Source organism: Veillonella sp., assembly GCF_041333735.1.
Taxonomy (GTDB): domain Bacteria; phylum Bacillota; class Negativicutes; order Veillonellales; family Veillonellaceae; genus Veillonella.
The window spans coordinates 493,032-511,088 of sequence record NZ_JBGKFB010000001.1 but is presented as its reverse complement, the minus strand read 5'-3'; the positions used below and the strand labels follow the sequence as shown (position 1 = coordinate 511,088).

Sequence of the window (18,057 nt, the reverse complement as noted above, 5' to 3'; positions counted from 1 at the left end):
AAAGACTAAATTAGAATTATTCTTATAATGAATGCTACCTATCTAATATAAGTAATCTGCAAATTTCGATTTAAATGATAAAATATGTTAAGTAAAATTGATATTTCAGGAATTATGTTAGAGAGGTTTATGATGAATCAAGTGGAAACGAAACAGTATAAGAGTATTTACCATATCTTTATATGGATTGCAGTATTCTCCTTAATTATGATCGGTTTGCTAGAGTGGGGCTATATGGTAGGTGGTCGTGCCTTTGGTAACTATAAAGTATATACAGGCCTTGTGCCTTGGTGTGCATGGATTGTGATGACTTACTTAGCAACGCGCCCTAAATGGTTTACAAGCCGTTATAACTTAGGTGAAATGTTCAAGGTTCACCGTGCATTAGGTATTGCATCTGTAGCTGTTATTGCATTCCATTTATATCTCTATTTTGGTAAAGCTGCTAAATCCGTTCTTGGTTGGTGGGGGGGCTATGTGGCCCTTACTTCTTTCGGCATTGGTACAATCTCTGGACTTGCGTTCTTAACTCCAAAACTTAGAAAAGTAACGGCATCTAGCCGTAATATTGGTATTTGGTTGCACCGTTTCAACTTAGTTGCATTAGTAGCTGCAGATATACATATTCATGGTTTTAATCGCATTTCCAAAATGGTACCATTCTTACAAGTATTTGATATCATCACATATGGCCTTGTTATCTACTGCATCTACTTGATGTTTAAAAAGAAATAATATGAATCACGAGAATCCCTTCTGTATTACACGGAAGGGGTTTTTTATTTATATGTTTATTTCCTAGTGAATTAAATATGGATATTATCAGTTTGACGCATAAATGATTGTGAGATTGATATACATTTTCTCTTTACTCAATTAATGAAAGTTGTTATTATTTTTTGTGTTATATGTGATAATGATAATGAACTTCAAAATTTCATTATCTACTCATTTTATTTTTCTTATTTTAGTGTGTGAGGTTTATTATGATGAAGCGTAAAATGACTAGTGCTTTTGCAGTAGCAGCCATGATGGGTGTGGCTACAGCCTTTGCTGTCAACCCCTTCTCCGATGTTCCGTCCGATAGCTGGGCTTACCAAGCGGTAGATCAATTAGCTACAGCTGGTATTATCAATGGTTATCCTGATGGTACTTTCAAAGGCCAAAATAACATTACTCGTTACGAAATGGCTCAAATGATTGCGAAAGGCATGGCTAATCAAGATCGTGCTAATGCAGAACAACAAGCTATGTTGAACCGCTTGGCCGACGAGTTCTCCAACGAATTGAATACACTTGGTGTGCGTGTAGCTAAATTGGAAGACCGCGTAGGCAATGTAAAGGTTACTGGTGATGCTCGTATCAACTACATCGGCAGAGAGGGTATCGATGGTTATGATTATGAAGATAAAATTACAGCCCGTGTACGTTTAGGTCTAGATGCAAAGGTTAATAAAAATACATCTGTTAAAGCACGTATTACAACAGGCTCTATTGAGTTAGGTGATAGTTCTAAAGAAGCTCAAGCTAACTGGGATTTGGCATATGTAGAGCACAAATTTGGTAAAAATGTAGTCGTTGATGCTGGTCGTTATACTCAAAAATTTGGCGGCGGCTTGATTTATAGCTCTAACTTTGATGGTGTAGGTGCTACAGCTAAGGTAGGTAAAAAAGTTACATTAAATGGTGCGTATGGTTATATGACAGCAGGCCGTTTTGCTAAGACGAGTAAAGCTGATAATGGTGATGTAGGTCTTATCAATGCCAATGTGGCTGTTAATGATCGCTTTAGCTTTGGCGGTATGTTTGCTCATGTTGGTACCACGAATGTACGTATGGGTAATGGCAAGAAAAATAACGAATTCGATAATGTATATGGCTTTAATGCTAAATACAATGTTGGTAAACTCGGTATTGATGGTGAGTGGGTAAAAGCATCTGGCTTAAGTGATTCTGATATTTGGAACGTAGGCGTTAAATGGGGCGATTATAAAATTAACAAGAAGAACTCTTGGATTATCCGCTTAGATTACTTTGATCAAGCTAAAAATGCACCTGTATTTAAAACGCAAAAATATGAATCTAATGATTTATTAAAGAAAACACGGTATGAAGGTTATAAAGCATGGCAATTAGGTGCATCTTATGCACCAGAGAAAAATATTGGTATTAATGCATACTATGGCTTTAATGCTAAAACACAAGACGGCAATCGTGTAAATGATTACTACCGTGCAGACCTTAACTTCAAATTCTAATTTTGATGCTTACGATTAGGCTGATAGTTAATCAATGATTAGTTCTAAGTAGAATGCTATGTAGATTGAAATTGTTTAGCATGCTACATTAGACCAACTAGATGTATACTAGTAGTTTGTATAAGAAATAGTGAGGTTTACATGGCAGAAGTAGTAAAAAAGCAGTTTAAAAGTAAATATCATATTTTAATTTGGATTGCAGTTTTATCTTTAATATTTATGGGTATGGTTGAATATGGTTATGTAACAGGTGGTAGATCATTTGGTAACTGGAAGGTTCATTTAGGCCTTGTGCCGTATGTTGCATGGCTTGTATTGACATACATTGCGACAAAACCCAAATGGTTTATCACACGATATAATCCTAAAGAGATGTTTGATATTCATCGCATTGTAGGGGTTGTCAGTGTTATCCTCGTATGTGCCCATTGGTATGTATATTTCTTGAAAGCTCTAAAGTCATTCTTAGGTTTCTGGGGCGGATATATCTCCCTTGTAGCGATGTTTATTGCTCTTATCTTTGCAGTGTTGTACTTATCACCTTGGGTTGGCAACATGGCAAAGTCCGTATCCCGTAAAAAAGCAATCTGGATTCATCGTTTAAATCTAATTGCCATCATTGCGGCAAATATTCACGTGCATGGTTTTGGCCGTTTATCTAAAATGGTGCCATTCTTACCAGTATTTGATGTAGTAACATATGCACTTGTTATCTATTACATCTACTGGATGTTCAAACAAAAATAGTATGATTGTCATACCTTTTGGATGAGGTTGAAAGTTATATAGTATAAAGACCATCTCTATCCTTTATGTGATAAGAGATGGTCTTTTTTTTCTGTTTAGGATACAATAATATTATGGGTTTATATTCTATAAATCCTTAAAAATATACAGTCTATTAATAAAATAGAGTATATAATAACTTTAAAAGTTAAGAAAGAAGGTCATTATGGATTCTTCTTGGAAACGAATTATTTATCTGATCTGTATTATACAGATCGGTGGGGGAATAACGATTATAGGGGTACTATCATTCCTTCCGTTATTTCTTATAGAGCTAGGTTTACATAATCCAGGTGAAGCTGCTATGTGGGCTGGTATCGTATCAGGTGTAACGCCTTGTATGGTAGCGCTCAGTGCACCGTATTGGTCGCGCAAGGCAAATCAACTGGGACCACGTAAGGTAATGATGTTTATCTTATTTACCTTAATGGTTACAGTAGGGGCCTGTGCTTTCACACAAACCCCGTCTCAGCTATTGGTTCTAAGAATTTTGCAAGGTGTAGTAGGTGGCTATGTACCGATAGGTTTAGCTATTATTGTCCTCATAACGCCTGAGGAAAAGGTGCCATGGGCGATGGGGCTATATCAAGCCTCTATGGTGATGGGGCTCGTGTTTGGACCTCTTATGGGGGGCTTAGCGGCCGATCTATTAGGCTATAGGGCACCATTCTTTGTATTTTCTGGATTGACTGGAATTTGCTTATTAGGTATTTATTTCTTAATGCCTAATCTGCAGTTTAAGCACAAGGTTGATGCTCAAGAATCACAGATTTCTTTGATTAAATCATTTCTAATGATACCCCGAGTTCGCCTATTAGTAGCGATGCAGTTTTTGTGTAATTTTGGTATTACTGGCATTGGTCCAATCTTACCGCTTTATATCAAACATTATATGTCTGTGAATGATGAATTTGTTGCTACTATTGTGGGCATCATTATCTTTGGAGCTGGTTTGTTTAGCGCATTGGCATCCATTTCAATCAGTAAGGTTACACAACGATTGACGATGCCACGTATTATCTTTACCGCTACATGGGCTGTGGGGTCCCTATTTATCTTGCAATACTTGATGCCTAGCATATGGGGCCTTGGTATATTCCGTGCTATTGCAGGATTCTTTATGGGCTTTATTGCACCAATCGCAAATACCCTAATATCTAAAGCTGTTCCTATTGAGCGGCGCGGTATTGTCTTTGGGGCCGTATCTAGTGTAGCTATGATGGGCAATGTATTGGGGCCTGTTATTAGTGGTATTATTGCACGTGCTTTTGGCTATGGTGCTGTATTCTGGTCTACAGCGGCTATATTCTTTGTAGCGTCCTGGTTTGTATACCGTAATTTAGTTGTGTCTAGCAAATACCAATGAGAGGGGTTGGTAGTTGTTGTGAAGTATGTTAGTGGTGTAGGTCACTAACTATAAGAGAGATGAGAGTGTATCGTTATGTTATTAAAACAATTAGAGTATTTTGTGTGTGTAGTTGATAATAATAGTTTTACCCAAGCTGCGACAGAGCAATATGTGTCTCAATCTGCTATTTCACAACAAATTAAAGCCCTTGAAACGAGTCTTGGGGTGGAGCTGATGGTGAGAGAAAAGAGAAGCTTTCACCTAACACCAGCGGGACAATATCTATATCGCTCTGGTAAAAAATTACTAGAACGGTTTCACGATATTAAGGTAGAAACAACCCGCATCGGCACAGATGCACGTGTCAGTTTACGGATTGGTTATTTGAATCGTTATAGTGGAATGGCTATGCAGCAAACGGTCATTCGCATGGCGAAGCGCTATAAAAATCTAGATATCCGTATGTATAGTGGCAGCCATGAAGAACTGTATGGCATGTTAGATGATCGCCGTGTAGATGTGATTTTTAATGATCAGTGGCAGATTTTATCTGATGATTTTGAAAGTCATTTGATCGATAAGGCGACTACCGTGATTGAGGTGCCACAAGGGTATACAAAGGAAGGCAGCGTTGAAATTAAAACGATTGATGATTTACCCCTTATCCTAGTATGCCGTGGTAAGTATACGATAGGAGAGGAGGAGCACTATCGTAAGGCCATTGGCTATGCTGGAGCCTTTGCGTATGCTCGTACTTTAGAGGAAGCGCGCTATTTAGTGGCAGGCCAACAAGGCTTATTGTTATTAGATCGCTTTAAATACTTAACAGACTCCATGCCTGGCATTGAGCGCAAGGTATTGACTAATCATGGCAAATCCATGGAACGTAATTACTACTTTGTATCTCAACGAAATCAAAGTAATACCTATGTAGAAGCCTTTAGAGAAATGTTTAATCAAGTTTTGTCAGAGTTTTAATATACTCAGAGTTTTACTATACGAAGATGAATTATAGTAAAACAAAATTCATCGTTATATAACAAAAGATATTTGTATAACAACAGATATTTGCAATATAAAAGCCGTTAGCATATGCTAACGGCTTTGTTGTTTAAGGATTATACTATTGGAGATATTTTGATTAAATATATTCTAAAAGCATTGTAACCCCATCGATGAACAATTTTATACCATAAATGACGAGGACAGCGCCACAGAAGCGGTTGATCCAAGCCATATGGGTGATTTTGATTTTTTTTGCTAACAGATGCATGGTAGCGGCTAAGGATCCAAACCAAATTGGTGTCATAACTAAAAAACCGCCAAAGAAGTGGTAAATGTTCTCTTCTGGGATATTAGCTTGAAAAGCACCGAGCATCATAGTTGCATCAAGTACTGCTTGAGGATTGCCCCAAGATACAGCGATAGCAGATATGATAATCTTACGAATAGGGATATGCGTGTTAACATTGCGCATATCTGGTTCAGTTCTGAATATATTAAAGCCCATGTATACAATCAGTAGGCCCCCAAAAAGGAGTACGATAAGCTTTGTAAGCGGCCACATTTCAAGAATGGCGCCGATGCCAAAGAAGGCTGCCGTACTGAGGCTCATATCAAATAGTGCCAATATGATAAGGGTCAATATGATACGACGTATAGGCTGTACCAATGCTGTGTTGATGATGAAGAGGTTTTGCATGCCAACAGGGGCAAATGTTGCGAGACCGACAAGAAGTCCTTGTAAGAAGTACATGTTAACCCTCCTAACTATAGTATGATAAAGTACTAATAAGGTGAATAGTAGCACGAAACCCCTCCATTACTGGAGGGGTTATTACTATTCTAACTATATACAATTATATCATATTAAAATAGGTATGTATATTTCTTACCATAAACCAATCATATGTTGTGTAGCTAGGCTGACTGCTGTGATGGCAATCCAGCAACAAGCACCCAATGCAAGGGCAGAACCACCGGATTTTATCAATTTTACGATATTAGTATTAAGTCCTATAGCAACCATGGCCATTGTAATAAAGTATTTGGAAATAGTTTTGAATACACTCAAGAATTGAATATCTACATTCGCATAGGATAATACTGTTGTAATAAGAGAACAAATCACAAAGTATAAAACAAATTTAGGGAAGATTTTAGCGATGCTAACACTGCTACCATCAGCTTGAGCAGCACTTTGTTTTGCTTTATATACTTGGTAACTTGCTAAACCTAAACAAATAGGAATAATAGCGAGGGTACGTGTTAATTTAACGATTGTCGCATATTCTAGTACTTGTGTACCAGTGCCTTTCATACTATCCCATACGGCAGCTGTAGCTGTTACAGAGGATGTATCGTTTACGGCGGTACCAGCAAATAGACCAAAGCCCATATTGGAAAGACCAATAGCATCACCAAATGGAGGGAATACAAAAGCTGCTACTACATTGAAGAAGAATACAACGGAGATAGCCTGTGCAATATCTTGATCCTCTGCCTTGATGACTGGTGCAGCTGCAGCGATAGCAGAACCACCACAAATGGAGGAACCTACGCCGATAAGTACAGCTGTATTAGAGTCGATATGAGTGAGTCGATAGATAACATAGGACACGATTAAGGATGTAGCGATGGTTGAAATGATGACAGGTAATGAAATCCAACCTACATGTAAAATCTGTGTAATATTTAAGCCAAAGCCCAATAAAATAACAGCCCATTGTAAAATCTTTTTAGATGTGAAGCCGATGCCGGCACCAGTTTTTTCGCGCTTCCAAGATGTGAATACGGAGCCAATAATTATACCTAAGATGATAGCAAAGATTGGGCTACCGATTAGATGAAACTCTAGGCCTAATAGCCAACAAGGAATAGCGAGGACTGCACAGAGCAGAATGCCTGGCAACGTTTTTTGATTGATACCCATAATAAAAATCTCCTTACTGTACATACAGTTCACGCCATATGTGGTATCATGTGGCGTTTCTCTTCTATAGTTTTAATAATACCACATTGGGGGAATTATAATCTACTAGTAATGTAAGAAATATACAGTATATTCATTTTTATAAATATATAAGAACGAAGAGTATAATAAATGAATATTAATTATAAATATTGAATTAATACGATTTTTGTGGATTTCTTATGAAGGATATAGGTTATAATAAATATTTATATGTGATGAAAATCTCTTGTTTTTCATTGAATATATTGTATATAATGAATAGAATCTATTTTATAGATAGAAATGTAAATGAGGTACCTTATGATTGATATTAAACAAATAATTGAAACCAATAAAGAGTATGTGAAAAACCACCCAGAATTACCAAAAGCAGGATTAACAAGCCATCCTACAAAAAAACTAGGTATTGTCACATGTATGGATACGCGTTTAGTCTGCATGCTAGAAGATGCACTAGGTTTTAACCGTGGCGAAATTATCGTCATTAAAACAGCCGGCAATAGCGTAACACAACCAATCGATAATATCGTACAAAGTTTGCTAGTTGCTACTTATGGTATGGAGATTGAAGACGTATTAATCATTGGCCATGAAAACTGTGGTATGATTGATTTCTCTGCTACTACATTTATGGAGTCAATGAAAGAAAAAGGTATCAGTGAAGATGCGATTCGCATGATCGAACCAGGCCTTATTGACTGGATGGATCGTTTCCATATCTCCGAAGACAATGTAATCTATACAGTTAACTTCTTGCGTCACCATCCACTATTCCCAAAAGGAATGGGATTCTATGGAGGGATGATGGATCCTGATACAGGCGAATTCCGCTACCTTGAAATATAATCTGAGATTTGATGGGGCCCAAGTTGATTTGTACATTTAAGTGAAAAAGAGTGATGACTAAAGTCATCACTCTTTTTTCTTTCCCCTTATATAGCTAACCTATTATTCTCGCATTTAAGGTTGCGGTTAGGACTATATGGGACTATTACATAAGTACAGCCATAAAAATCACAGAACCTAGTAAAGAGCGACTTAGTTTACTATGGAGCGATGAGCTAGGTTCTGTGATTTTTAATTTAGCTCCCACTGATGTATTGGGGCCCCATATAGTCCTATCATGGTTAACCTTAAGCGTAATAATAGGTTGACTATATATTCCGTTTGGCTGTATATTGTAATTAGATTGTAAACTTACTCACATAAATTAGTTAACCTATGCGGCGTTAAGTATCGCTGAGAGGAGACATGTATGAAGCAGTTAGGTATTTCTATAATTGGTACAGATACAGATGTAGGCAAGACGTTTGTGACAGGGCTGTTAGGGGCCATGGCTGTAGATGATGGTTTTGCGGTTGGTATGGTTAAACCAGTGTCCTCTAGTGCGGTACCTTTTCCTGAATGTGTAACGATGGATGAGGATAATTATAATGTTGGCCTTGAAAGCAAGGATGCTACGCATTTAATGCGTTGCGCAGGTATTCCTGAATCTCGTCGTCATGAGGTTAACCCATATGCTATCGCTGGTGATTTTTCTCCCCGTCTTGCAGCAGAGTTATCTGGTATAGAAATCGATTATGATGGTGTAGTAGCTCATACATTAGATGTTGTTAATCGCTATGATCTAACCTTTGTAGAAGGTGCTGGTGGTATTACAACACCTCTTTACGGCGATAAAACATTCACGGATTTAATGAAAGATATTAAATTACCAGCCATCGTTGTAGCTGATGGACGATTGGGCTCCATTAACCGCGCGATTTTGACTTGTGAATACGCGAAGATGCATGGTATTGAGGTGAAAGCTATCATCGTAAATGATACAACGGCAGTAGATCCATTCTTATTGAAAACAAATGTAGAGGATATGGAACGATATACAGGTATTCCTGTAGTAGCTGTTGTACCGCCATACCAAGGGCCAGATATTCAAAAGGTTCAGCTTGGTTGGGCTCGATCCTTTGTGGATTCTAAGAAGGTATGGAATACAGTATTAGGTATATAGTAGTTAGATATTTTAATTTAATTTAGACTAATTATTTATGGTAATAGACTGTTATAGTAATTGAGTATTATAGGTATTGAGAGTTATAGTTTGTAGAATTTGTACGTATGAGGTGACGAAATGGCAGAGAAACAGCTTTCACAAGCAGCACAGTGGGACCATGAGTTTGTATGGCATCCATTTACACAAATGCAAGATTGGTTAGCACAAGAACCAGTAGTAATCGAACGTGGTGAGGGGGTATACCTCATCGATGAGAACGGTAAAAAGTATTATGACGGCGTGTCCTCCTTATGGGTTAATATTCATGGACACAATCATCCTGTATTAAACCAAGCCTTGAAGGAACAAGTGGATAAGATTGCTCATAGCACATTGCTCGGTCTTGTAAGCCCGCCATCTGCACAGTTGTGTAAAGAATTGGTAGAGCTCGCGCCAGAAGGCTTAAATAAAGTATTCTTATCCGATGATGGCAGTACGGCTATTGAAGTTGCTATCAAGATGGCCTACCAATATCGCCAACTTGTAGGACAAACAAAGAAAACTAAGTTCATTGCCCTTAATGCAGGCTATCACGGGGATACATTAGGCACCGTATCTGTAGGTGGTATTCAATTATTCCACCAAGTATTCCATAATTTATTATTCAAACCTTTGACATTGCCAAGCCCTGGTGTATATCGCGATGTAGCTGATCGAGAAAAAGCCTTTGAAGAGTCTTTGGCCGAATTAGAACGCATCCTCAACGAAGAGGGCGATGAAATCACAGCTCTCGTTATGGAACCATTAGTACAAGCTGCAGCAGGCATGCTTGTTATGCCTCATGGCTATTTGAAACGGGTTCGTGAATTAACGGCGAAACATGACGTATTCCTCATTGTCGATGAAGTAGCCACAGGCTTTGGTCGTACAGGTAAATTCTTTGCCTGTGAACACGAAGGGGTAGCGCCAGACTTCATGACCTTGTCCAAAGGTATTACTGGCGGTTATATGCCTCTCGCTGCTACATTGACGACACAACGTGTATTCGATGCCTTCCTCGGTACATTTGAAGAAAAGAAAACCTTCTACCATGGCCACTCCTATACAGGGAATGCCTTGGCTTGTGCCGTCGCACTAGCTTCTTTACAAGTATTCCGCGATGAAAAGGTTATCGAAGGATTACCTAAGAAAATCGAGGCTTTCACCAATGCATTGAAGCCAATCGAAAACTTGAAACATGTTAAAGAGGTTCGTCAACGAGGCCTCATCGTAGGGATTGAACTTGAAAAAGATGTGGCTACTCATGAGGCGTATCGTCCAAATGATGCGGTAGGGGCTAAAGTGGCCATCCTTGCTCGTGAACAAGGCCTCATCTGCCGTCCAATCGGTGATGTGGTAATCCTCATGCCGCCATTGGCGTCCACTGTGGAACAATTAGAGGATATGGTTCGCATTGTTGGTGAAAGTATCCAACGCGCTACTGAAGAAGAGGGAATCCTCGAAGACTTACGACCAATAATTCTATAACAATTTACGGCTAAGTATTTTATAAAGATTTAAGGTAAACGTAAAAGCTATATATGTCATGATTCTACGGTTCTAGAGTCGTCGGCATATATAGCTTTTTATATGTTTAGCGGATAATGTTTCGTTAAGTCTTTAAACTATAGACTATACATTGTGAAAATTCGATGATATTTTTGCATATCTATGATACTATATACGTATAAAGGAGGTCATCGTATGGACATTTATGTAATTATGCAAGTTATTATTTTATTTGGTGCCATCTTCCTCGGCGTTCGTCTTGGTGGGATGGGCATCGGTTACGCTGGCGGCCTTGGTGTAGTGTTGTTAAGCCTTGGCATGGGGATGTTCCCAGGGCAGATTCCTTGGGATGTAATTCTCATCATCATGTCTGCTATCGCTGCTATTTGTGCTTTACAACTCGCTGGCGGTCTCGATTATTTGGTGCGTATTGCAGAAGGTATTTTGCGTAAAAATCCTAAGCATATCAACTACTTAGCACCAACAGTTACGTATTTCTTAACGCTATTGGCTGGTACAGGTCATACAGCATTCTCTATGATTCCTGTTATTGTAGAGGTGGCAAAAAGTGAAAACATTAAGCCATCTGTACCATTATCCATCGCCGTTGTAGCAAGCCAAATCGGTATTACAGCGAGCCCAGTATCCGCCGCAGTTGTTGCTATGAGTGGTTTCCTTGAACCATATGGTGTCAACTATCCAACATTGCTTGCCATCTGTATTTCTACAACATTCGTAGCGGTTATGATTACGGCATTTATCATGTCTACCTTCGCGAATAATGATTTGTCTTCCGATCCAGTTTACCAAGAACGTTTGGCAGCAGGTCATGTGGCTCCACCTCGTGAAAAGAGTGCTGATTTCCACTTGAAACCAGGTGCGAAAACTTCTGTATTGATTTTCTTGATTGGTATTATTTGTATCGTATTCTATGCAACTGCTATCTCCAAGAACATTGGTCTTATTAAACCAGTTATCTTTGGTCGAAATGATGCCATCGTTGGTTTCATGATGATTATTGCAGCGGCTATTACATTTTTCTGTAAGATTGATACAGCACAACTTGTTAATACAAGCACATTCAAATCCGGTTTATCCGCATGTGTCTGCGTACTAGGCGTAGCATGGTTGGGCGATACTTTCGTAAAAGGTCATATCCCTGAAATTAAAGCTCTAGCATCTAGCTTGGTAACAGCCTATCCATTCCTATTAGCGGTAGCATTCTTCTTTGCTAGTACATTGTTGTATAGCCAAGCGGCAACTACACAAGCGTTGGTACCGGCTGTAATTCTGGCTCTCGGTATTACTCCAGAAAACCCAGGATCCGTATATATCATTATCGCATCATTCGCAGCCGTATCTGCCCTCTTCGTATTGCCTACATACCCAACACTCTTGGGGGCTGTACAAATGGACGATACCGGCTCAACACGAATCGGGAAACTTGTATTTAACCATCCGTTCTTCATCCCTGGTGTACTTGCCATCGCTATCGCAGTAGCACTTGGCTTCGTAGTGGCTCCATTGATGTTGTAATTGGTGAAAGTTCATTAGAACCATTACTAACGATAATAAAACTACAAAAGGACGTAACTCTTACAGTTACGTCCTTTTTCTTGCATTTGTTTATAGAGTTTTATTAACCTTTATTCTTGCAGTCCTTACAGATCCCCGCTATTTCCAAGTGATGTTCTGTCACTGTAAATCCTGCATCTGTTAGTTCCTGTGGCATTTCTACGACAGGGCAGGTGTGGAGCGGAATCATGGCGCCACATTTAGTACATACTGCATAGTGACGATGCGTATGAGGGGTAATCTCATAATAGGCCATATCGCTACCCATGAGTGTTGTACGGGTAACAATATCTTTTGTTTCTAATAATTCAAGGGTGCGGTAAATGGTAGACATCCATGTGGTGCTACCATCGCCCAATCGCTCTGCGATTTCCATAGCAGTAATCGGTTTATCTGTAGTTGTTAATACGGACCAAATGGCTTCGCGCTGTTTGGTCTTTTTTATGCCTTCAGGCCAATTTGTTGTATTCATAACGCTCTTTCGATTCTGTTTTAATACTAAACATGCTACACAAGTATAAGTAGATAATTTATTTTGTACAGAATAGCTATCTTATTTTGCTAATAGAATAGCTATATATATATATATATGATTATCTTTGTTTACTTGCTAAATTGCATACGGCGTAGGATGGTTCTGATATTTTTGATAACTAATACTACGAGTAGAATTGCAACCGATGTGAGAGATACAAAACCACCTGGAGCTACGTTGAGATAATAGGATCCGAATAGGCCGATGACCATGGCTAGCAAACTAAATCCAATAGAACAGAGTAATGTGGTTCTAAAGCCTTTTTCTAATTGTAATGCCGATGCTACAGGTAAGGCAATCATGGCACTTAATACGAGAACGCCAACGATTTTAATAGAAATAGATACGGCTGCAGCCATCAAGATAGCAAAGATGTAATTGATAAAATCAACCTTAACACCGGCTACACGAGCTGCCTCTTCATCATAGGCGATGTAGAGGAGTGAGTTATATAAGAAATATAAGGTTAAAACAGATAAAATAGTTAGGGCTGCAATGCTAATCATATCTGTTGTGTTTACGGTTAAGATACTGCCGAAGAAGAACACATTAGCATTAGCTTTCAACTTGCCTGAACTAATTAGCGTAATAGCGGTACCAATACTAAGTGACAAGATGATGGTTAGGATCAAATCGAGATGGTGGGAGAAGTATTTTCGTAAGAACTCGATGAGAGCACCGCAAATAGCAGTAAAGATAAATGCTCCTAGGATAGGATTTGTGTTTGTTAATAAGCCTAATGTAATACCTGCTAGCGATGCATGGCTCATGGTATCGCCAATCATACTAGAACGGCGTAGAACCATGAAAATACCGATGCATGGACAGAGTAGAGAAATGCAGATGGCTACGAAGAAGGCATTTTGCATGAATTCATAACTAAACATGGTGCACCTCCTTAGCTGTAGTATCATCGGCCTGAGCCTGAGCCTGAGCCTGAGCCTGAGGTGTTACATCTGTAAAGCAAGCACAGTTTTCATGATCCATAGGATTGCGCCCTGTGCTGTGCATGATTTCACTAGCGTATTGTTCAGGAGAGCAAAGGTGACCTTGGCCATTTGCAATGTGGTAGATATTAGTTGAATTGGCTAGGGCCATTTCAAGATTATGCTCTACGGAGATAATTGTAATATGGTGTACTTGGTTTAACTCGCGCAACAGGGCGTAAATGCCTTCTTGGCTTTTTCGGTCGATACCAGTAGATGGCTCGTCGAGGATAATAAGGTCAGGACTACCGATGAGGGCACGAGCGATAGATACGCGTTGTGCTTGCCCCCCAGATAGTTTGCTGATTAAACGGTCTTTGAACTCGGTCATATTGGTAAGCTCTAATACGCGATCTACTTCATGTTTATCTTTAATTTTGAGCAATTTACGATAGGAATCGAGTATTTCTTTTACCGTAATAGGAAATCCGGCATGGGAGAAATCATTCTTCTGAGATACGTAGCGAATGTTGTTTGTATTTCGTTTGATAGAGCCTTTTACAGGTGTCAGGAACCCTAAAATGAGACGTAGAAGAGTACTTTTACCGCACCCATTGTCCCCAACGATGGATATATAATCACCACTGTGAATATGTAAGTTAAGGTCATTCAACACATAAGGTGGCTGACCTTGATAGGAAAAATAAAGATGTTCAATAGATAACATATAAAAACCACTTTTCTAATTGACAAAATCTTGAGTAAGTTTATACTATAACTATATTACAAATGCAACTGAGTCGCAACTGCAACTAAAGAATGGTTACTATTCTATGAAAGCATAGCGATCAGGATTTCACAAAGGAGGACTACGATGGTCAAGAAGCTGGTTTTGTTAATGATAGGCATCATGATGGCTGCATTATTTGCAGGCTGTGGCAATGATGCACCAAAGGAACAAGCAGGTAAGAAGATCCAAGTGGTAACAAGTTTTAACGCAATGGCTGAATTTGCAAAGGCTATTGGTGGTGACAAGGTAGAGGTATCTACTATTATTCCAGATGGCGTAGAGCCACATGATTTCGAGTTGAAACCTGAAAATATGAAACAATTGGCAACAGCTCAAGTATTCGTTTACAACGGTTTTGGTATGGAACCTTGGGCACAACAAGCAATTGATGCGGCTAAAAATAGCAAACTCATCACTGTTGTTGCTACAGATGGCGTAGAAGCTATCAAAAATACTGATCCTGAAGAAATTAAAGAACATGGTGCAGAAGATCCTCATGCATGGTTATCTTTGAAAAATGCGAAAATCGAAGTGAAAAATATTAAAGATGCTTTTGTAAAAGCTGACCCAGCAAACAAAGATTACTATGAAAAGAACTATAATGAATATGTTGCTAAATTAGATGCAATGATCAAAAAATATGAAGATCAATTCGCTAAAGCTCCACATAAAAACTTCGTTACTGGTCATGCAGCATTTGCGTACTTATGCCGTGACTTTGGGTTAGAACAAAATAGTGTAGAAGATGTATTTGCCGAAGGTGAACCAAATGCGGCTCAATTGGCTGAACTCATCAAATATTGTAAAGAAAACAATATCACTACTATCTTTGCAGAAGAAATGGCTAGCCCAGAAGTTTCTAAAACTTTGGCAAGCGAAGTTGGTGCTAAGGTAGAAACTATTTACACAATCGAAAGCAACGAAGATAATAAAACATACTTAGAACGTATGGATGAAAACCTTACAAAAATTGCAGCATCTTTACAATAAGATGAACGAAAAAGCAGCCCTTATAGGGCTGCTTTTTTAGCTCTACGCATTGTACGTAAGATTTAAAGTTGTAATATCTATAATTTTGGAGCCTATAGTATAATATATATAATGAAAATAAATCAAAAGGAGGTCCAACATGGTTATCACTAATAGATTGGGGATTACCGATTCCCCAACATTGGCTAGAGAAGAAGAACGAATTAGTAAAAAAGCAGCAACAACACTGTTTGAAGAAAATCTACTTAATGATATGCCGAGTGGTACGTGGACTACCTTGCAAAGAATCCATACTATATTATTCCAGGATATATATGATTTTGCCGGTGCATTGCGAACTGTGAATATTGCAAAAGGAAATTTTCGCTTTGTTCCGGTTATGTATCTTGCTGAAGCCGTTAAAACCATTGAAGATATGCCCCAATCTACCTTTGATGAAATTGTAGAAAAGTATGTAGAAATGAATGTGGCGCACCCTTTTAGAGAAGGTAATGGTCGTAGCATGCGATTGTGGCTTGATCATATGTTGTGTTCAGAGTTACAAAAGACTATTGATTGGAGTCAGGTAGATAAAGAGCAATATTTGTCTGCTATGGAACGAAGTCCAGTAAATGACTTAGAAATAAAAGCTATTCTTGCTAAAGCACTTACCAGTGATATCAATAATCGAGAACTATTTATGAAAGGCCTTGACCATAGTTATTATTTTGAAGGATATCAATTATTTAAAAGTGAAGATTTATAAGGTATAGAATTATGAATAGTTTATTTGGCCCATATATAGAAAAATGGATGCACTTGATCACTATTAAAAATATGTTATTATTAGCGATTATATCAGCGATTGTAACTGACTTGGGATTACATATTTTAACGCTAATTTTCCCCAAAAGTCCATTTTTCAAAACATTTATTTGGGAGATTATAAGCCCCGTAGAGATTGAGTTAGTCCCTATCATTGGATATGTACTTGGAATTGTAGCGTTTGTTCTTGTATCTTCTGGTATTTTATATGGTATTTTTAAGGTTTTTAAGGGGCAGGTTACATATAAGCAACTAGTGGCAGACATGCTTTTAAATAGTTGTATTACTAGTTGGATCCATTTGATTTTTGTACTTTTTGCTGCGCCTATTTATCTTTTCTTGGATTTACATGCTAAAGGCGGATCCGGTGGATTAAGCACCATAGAACTCATTAATGTTTTTGTTATGGCTCAACTGATGTCTAAGCAATTTGGATTGAGTCCTTGGATAACAGGTATTGCATTTTATATCGTATCCTTTGTCTTTGGCATAGGTGGTATTATCTTGTCTATGTCTCTTTAAATACATATGTAATAGAAATGTTGATAGATGCTATTAGGTGTCTATCAACTTTTTTATTACTATATTTGTTTGGATAGTTTATAATGAATTTATATTTAATTTAAAAGTGTATTATGATACAATGATAGAAATATATGTGCTTTTGATGTATTTGGAGGGGAACATATGGAACGAAAATGGTATTTAGATCTTTGGGCACTCATAAGAGAGCCTTTTAAACGTGGCATTCCAGAGATTGTAGAGTTTGGTACAATCCAACGCGGATTCGCGTGTACCATGGGGATGCTTGCCATTAGTCTGCTTGTGAGTTGGATTATACAAGCGGGAATGGCTTATTCTTTAGGTGTTTCGGCTCCACAGCTAGGAGCTGCATTGGGGGTTCTTGCTGGGGCTGGATTTTTTGTATTAGTATTATATGCATTATCAGCATTTGTTACATTAGCCATTTATTCGGTGCTCTTTAGTTGGGTAGCCAATAAATTTGATGCTCATACTAATTATGAGTCTATACTAAAGATTTGTTGGTATGAAAGTGCATATTCGATGTTCATATCCCTTGTTTTATCGATTATTCAAGTAATTTTGATTCTTATCATTCAGGGGCTGAGCTTAGATATTTACGCACCTCAGATTATTTTGCATATCATTAATTTTACCTATATTATTTTGCAAATTGTCTTATACATTTGGTATTTCTGGTTGAGCTTAACACTTATGGCACGTCAAATCGAAAAGGGACGTCTAGCAACATTTGGTATTGGGCTTTTGGCATCTTTAATTCCAGTAGTACTTATTGGCATATTGGTGGGCATGGTTATGCTTGTTTCATCTAGATAATTACATAGTATGAAAAATATGAAAGCAAGGTATGAATATACCTTGCTTTTGTGCTATAATGATGAACAGAGTATGAATTAAAAATAAAATAATTGTTATAAATTCGTAATCGTTGTGTTGTGTGTTGCATCATTCTAAATAGAATGATGCTATTCTTGTTGAGTAAAAGGTGGT

Annotated in this window: 18 protein-coding genes; 13 read left to right on the top strand and 5 right to left on the bottom strand. The window is 38.1% G+C overall.

Translation table 11 applies throughout. The features are described 5' to 3' along the window. Positions 1-132: 132 nt before the first annotated feature. The 5 genes from ACDF53_RS02335 (at position 133) to ACDF53_RS02315 (ending at position 5,370) form a co-directional block, all read left to right on the top strand. The gene (locus ACDF53_RS02335) at positions 133-735 is read left to right on the top strand and encodes a hypothetical protein (protein ID WP_227720698.1); all 603 of its coding nucleotides are present in this window, start codon (positions 133-135) and stop codon (positions 733-735) included. Positions 736-986: 251 nt separating this feature from the next. Next, entirely contained in the window at positions 987-2,258 is a 1,272-nt protein-coding gene (locus tag ACDF53_RS02330; protein ID WP_370815360.1) for a putative porin, read from the top strand. Positions 2,259-2,399: 141 nt separating this feature from the next. Continuing rightward, positions 2,400-3,005 carry a hypothetical protein gene (locus ACDF53_RS02325; RefSeq protein ID WP_227721199.1) on the top strand — a complete coding sequence of 202 codons (606 nt, stop codon included), beginning with the start codon at positions 2,400-2,402 and terminating at the stop codon, positions 3,003-3,005. Between the two features lie 205 nt (positions 3,006-3,210). Beyond that, complete coding sequence (locus tag ACDF53_RS02320) at positions 3,211-4,410, top strand: MFS transporter (RefSeq protein ID WP_227721198.1); 1,200 nt, start codon at positions 3,211-3,213, stop codon at positions 4,408-4,410. 75 nt (positions 4,411-4,485) lie between these two features. Then, positions 4,486-5,370: a LysR family transcriptional regulator gene (locus tag ACDF53_RS02315; protein ID WP_005387647.1), complete on the top strand. Its 885-nt coding sequence runs from the start codon at positions 4,486-4,488 to the stop codon at positions 5,368-5,370. Positions 5,371-5,533: 163 nt separating this feature from the next. Here the strand turns inward: ACDF53_RS02315 and ACDF53_RS02310 are convergent, their stop codons facing one another. Both ACDF53_RS02310 and ACDF53_RS02305 read right to left on the bottom strand, forming a co-directional pair. Then, positions 5,534-6,148, bottom strand: a complete 615-nt coding sequence (locus ACDF53_RS02310; protein ID WP_105090086.1) for a LysE/ArgO family amino acid transporter — start codon at positions 6,146-6,148, stop codon at positions 5,534-5,536. Positions 6,149-6,283: 135 nt separating this feature from the next. After that, a complete protein-coding gene (locus ACDF53_RS02305) occupies positions 6,284-7,324 on the bottom strand; it encodes a YeiH family protein (RefSeq protein ID WP_227721197.1) in 1,041 nt (346 codons plus the stop codon). 342 nt (positions 7,325-7,666) lie between these two features. Between ACDF53_RS02305 and ACDF53_RS02300 the strand changes: the two genes are divergently transcribed. The 4 genes from ACDF53_RS02300 to ACDF53_RS02285 all read left to right on the top strand — a co-directional run bounded on the left by ACDF53_RS02300 (position 7,667) and on the right by ACDF53_RS02285 (position 12,440). Beyond that, complete coding sequence (locus ACDF53_RS02300) at positions 7,667-8,212, top strand: carbonic anhydrase (RefSeq protein ID WP_227721196.1); 546 nt, start codon at positions 7,667-7,669, stop codon at positions 8,210-8,212. A 409-nt stretch (positions 8,213-8,621) separates the two neighbouring features. Continuing rightward, positions 8,622-9,374, top strand: a complete 753-nt coding sequence (gene bioD, locus ACDF53_RS02295; protein WP_227721195.1) for a dethiobiotin synthase — start codon at positions 8,622-8,624, stop codon at positions 9,372-9,374. 120 nt (positions 9,375-9,494) lie between these two features. Beyond that, entirely contained in the window at positions 9,495-10,883 is a 1,389-nt protein-coding gene (gene bioA / locus ACDF53_RS02290; protein ID WP_105090089.1) for an adenosylmethionine--8-amino-7-oxononanoate transaminase, read from the top strand. 216 nt (positions 10,884-11,099) lie between these two features. After that, positions 11,100-12,440: an anaerobic C4-dicarboxylate transporter gene (locus ACDF53_RS02285; RefSeq protein WP_295782084.1), complete on the top strand. Its 1,341-nt coding sequence runs from the start codon at positions 11,100-11,102 to the stop codon at positions 12,438-12,440. Positions 12,441-12,543: 103 nt separating this feature from the next. On the opposite strand, the gene ACDF53_RS02280 is transcribed toward ACDF53_RS02285, so the two are convergent. The 3 genes from ACDF53_RS02280 to ACDF53_RS02270 form a co-directional block, all read right to left on the bottom strand. Beyond that, positions 12,544-12,951 carry a Fur family transcriptional regulator gene (locus ACDF53_RS02280; RefSeq protein WP_295782080.1) on the bottom strand — a complete coding sequence of 136 codons (408 nt, stop codon included), beginning with the start codon at positions 12,949-12,951 and terminating at the stop codon, positions 12,544-12,546. Between the two features lie 131 nt (positions 12,952-13,082). Further along, positions 13,083-13,901, bottom strand: coding sequence for a metal ABC transporter permease (locus ACDF53_RS02275; protein ID WP_296008694.1), 819 nt, complete (start codon positions 13,899-13,901; stop codon positions 13,083-13,085). Further along, positions 13,894-14,667 carry a metal ABC transporter ATP-binding protein gene (locus tag ACDF53_RS02270; protein WP_370815359.1) on the bottom strand — a complete coding sequence of 258 codons (774 nt, stop codon included), beginning with the start codon at positions 14,665-14,667 and terminating at the stop codon, positions 13,894-13,896. Before ACDF53_RS02270 ends, ACDF53_RS02275 begins: the two co-directional genes overlap by 8 nt. A 147-nt stretch (positions 14,668-14,814) precedes the next feature. On the opposite strand from ACDF53_RS02270, the gene ACDF53_RS02265 reads away from it, so the two are divergent. From ACDF53_RS02265 to ACDF53_RS02250, 4 genes are all read left to right on the top strand, one after another. Next, positions 14,815-15,720, top strand: a complete 906-nt coding sequence (locus ACDF53_RS02265; protein WP_005387669.1) for a metal ABC transporter substrate-binding protein — start codon at positions 14,815-14,817, stop codon at positions 15,718-15,720. A gap of 139 nt (positions 15,721-15,859) precedes the next feature. Further along, positions 15,860-16,465, top strand: coding sequence for a protein adenylyltransferase Fic (gene fic, locus ACDF53_RS02260; protein ID WP_370815358.1), 606 nt, complete (start codon positions 15,860-15,862; stop codon positions 16,463-16,465). Between the two features lie 11 nt (positions 16,466-16,476). Further along, positions 16,477-17,046, top strand: coding sequence for a hypothetical protein (locus ACDF53_RS02255; RefSeq protein WP_370815357.1), 570 nt, complete (start codon positions 16,477-16,479; stop codon positions 17,044-17,046). 165 nt (positions 17,047-17,211) lie between these two features. Then, positions 17,212-17,883, top strand: a complete 672-nt coding sequence (locus ACDF53_RS02250; RefSeq protein WP_370815356.1) for a hypothetical protein — start codon at positions 17,212-17,214, stop codon at positions 17,881-17,883. Positions 17,884-18,057: the final 174 nt, after the last annotated feature.

Coding starts and splice junctions, on each gene's coding strand:
- ACDF53_RS02335 (WP_227720698.1), top strand. CDS start 133: ATGAATCAAGTGGAAACGAAACAGTATAAGAGTATTTACCATATCTTT.
- ACDF53_RS02330 (WP_370815360.1), top strand. CDS start 987: ATGATGAAGCGTAAAATGACTAGTGCTTTTGCAGTAGCAGCCATGATG.
- ACDF53_RS02325 (WP_227721199.1), top strand. CDS start 2,400: ATGGCAGAAGTAGTAAAAAAGCAGTTTAAAAGTAAATATCATATTTTA.
- ACDF53_RS02320 (WP_227721198.1), top strand. CDS start 3,211: ATGGATTCTTCTTGGAAACGAATTATTTATCTGATCTGTATTATACAG.
- ACDF53_RS02315 (WP_005387647.1), top strand. CDS start 4,486: ATGTTATTAAAACAATTAGAGTATTTTGTGTGTGTAGTTGATAATAAT.
- ACDF53_RS02310 (WP_105090086.1), bottom strand. CDS start 6,148: ATGTACTTCTTACAAGGACTTCTTGTCGGTCTCGCAACATTTGCCCCT.
- ACDF53_RS02305 (WP_227721197.1), bottom strand. CDS start 7,324: ATGGGTATCAATCAAAAAACGTTGCCAGGCATTCTGCTCTGTGCAGTC.
- ACDF53_RS02300 (WP_227721196.1), top strand. CDS start 7,667: ATGATTGATATTAAACAAATAATTGAAACCAATAAAGAGTATGTGAAA.
- bioD (WP_227721195.1), top strand. CDS start 8,622: ATGAAGCAGTTAGGTATTTCTATAATTGGTACAGATACAGATGTAGGC.
- bioA (WP_105090089.1), top strand. CDS start 9,495: ATGGCAGAGAAACAGCTTTCACAAGCAGCACAGTGGGACCATGAGTTT.
- ACDF53_RS02285 (WP_295782084.1), top strand. CDS start 11,100: ATGGACATTTATGTAATTATGCAAGTTATTATTTTATTTGGTGCCATC.
- ACDF53_RS02280 (WP_295782080.1), bottom strand. CDS start 12,951: ATGAATACAACAAATTGGCCTGAAGGCATAAAAAAGACCAAACAGCGC.
- ACDF53_RS02275 (WP_296008694.1), bottom strand. CDS start 13,901: ATGTTTAGTTATGAATTCATGCAAAATGCCTTCTTCGTAGCCATCTGC.
- ACDF53_RS02270 (WP_370815359.1), bottom strand. CDS start 14,667: ATGTTATCTATTGAACATCTTTATTTTTCCTATCAAGGTCAGCCACCT.
- ACDF53_RS02265 (WP_005387669.1), top strand. CDS start 14,815: ATGGTCAAGAAGCTGGTTTTGTTAATGATAGGCATCATGATGGCTGCA.
- fic (WP_370815358.1), top strand. CDS start 15,860: ATGGTTATCACTAATAGATTGGGGATTACCGATTCCCCAACATTGGCT.
- ACDF53_RS02255 (WP_370815357.1), top strand. CDS start 16,477: ATGAATAGTTTATTTGGCCCATATATAGAAAAATGGATGCACTTGATC.
- ACDF53_RS02250 (WP_370815356.1), top strand. CDS start 17,212: ATGGAACGAAAATGGTATTTAGATCTTTGGGCACTCATAAGAGAGCCT.